Origin of the sequence: Burkholderia sp. AU32262 (assembly GCF_020419985.1) — a bacterium.
In the GTDB taxonomy this organism is placed as follows: domain Bacteria; phylum Pseudomonadota; class Gammaproteobacteria; order Burkholderiales; family Burkholderiaceae; genus Burkholderia; species Burkholderia semiarida.
The window spans coordinates 1-1,237 of record NZ_JAIZRS010000074.1; the positions used below are offsets into that span (position 1 = coordinate 1).

A 1,237-nucleotide genomic window follows, 5' to 3' on the forward strand; every position below is an offset into this window, starting at 1 on the left:
CTCAATTGGAATACGGCACAACGCGAGAACTCAACCTGTAGCGGCTGTCGAGAGACAGACTCGTTATAGGGTCAAGCGAACAAGTGCATGTGGTGGATGCCTTGGCGATCACAGGCGATGAAGGACGCGGTAGCCTGCGAAAAGCTACGGGGAGCTGGCAAACGAGCTTTGATCCGTAGATGTCCGAATGGGGAAACCCACTCCTTTTGGAGTATCCATGGCTGAATACATAGGCCATGCGAAGCGAACGCGGTGAACTGAAACATCTAAGTAACCGCAGGAAAAGAAATCAACCGAGATTCCCAAAGTAGTGGCGAGCGAAATGGGATGAGCCTTGCACTCTTTATTTGTATTGTTAGCCGAACGCTCTGGAAAGTGCGGCCATAGCAGGTGATAGCCCTGTAGGCGAAAACAGTATGAAAGAACTAGGTGTGCGACAAGTAGGGCGGGACACGTGAAATCCTGTCTGAAGATGGGGGGACCATCCTCCAAGGCTAAATACTCGTGATCGACCGATAGTGAACCAGTACCGTGAGGGAAAGGCGAAAAGAACCCCGGGAGGGGAGTGAAATAGATCCTGAAACCGCATGCATACAAACAGTCGGAGCCTCGAAAGGGGTGACGGCGTACCTTTTGTATAATGGGTCAGCGACTTACGTTCAGTAGCAAGCTTAACCGTATAGGGCAGGCGTAGCGAAAGCGAGTCCGAATAGGGCGTTCAGTTGCTGGGCGTAGACCCGAAACCAGGTGATCTATCCATGGCCAGGATGAAGGTGCGGTAACACGTACTGGAGGTCCGAACCCACTAACGTTGAAAAGTTAGGGGATGAGCTGTGGATAGGGGTGAAAGGCTAAACAAACCTGGAAATAGCTGGTTCTCTCCGAAAACTATTTAGGTAGTGCCTCGTGTCTCACCTTCGGGGGTAGAGCACTGTCATGGTTGGGGGGTCTATTGCAGATTACCCCGCCATAGCAAACTCCGAATACCGAAGAGTGCAATCACGGGAGACAGACATCGGGTGCTAACGTCCGGTGTCAAGAGGGAAACAACCCAGACCGCCAGCTAAGGTCCCCAAATATAGCTAAGTGGGAAACGAAGTGGGAAGGCTAAAACAGTCAGGAGGTTGGCTTAGAAGCAGCCACCCTTTAAAGAAAGCGTAATAGCTCACTGATCGAGTCGTCCTGCGCGGAAGATGTAACGGGGCTAAGCTATATACCGAAGCTGCGGATGCGAGCT

General features: G+C 51.7%; 1 rRNA gene. It reads left to right on the top strand.

Going from position 1 to position 1,237, the window contains the following annotated elements:
- Positions 1–69 precede the first annotated feature (69 nt).
- A 23S ribosomal RNA gene (locus LGN10_RS33360) occupies positions 70–1,237 on the top strand; the annotation flags it as partial.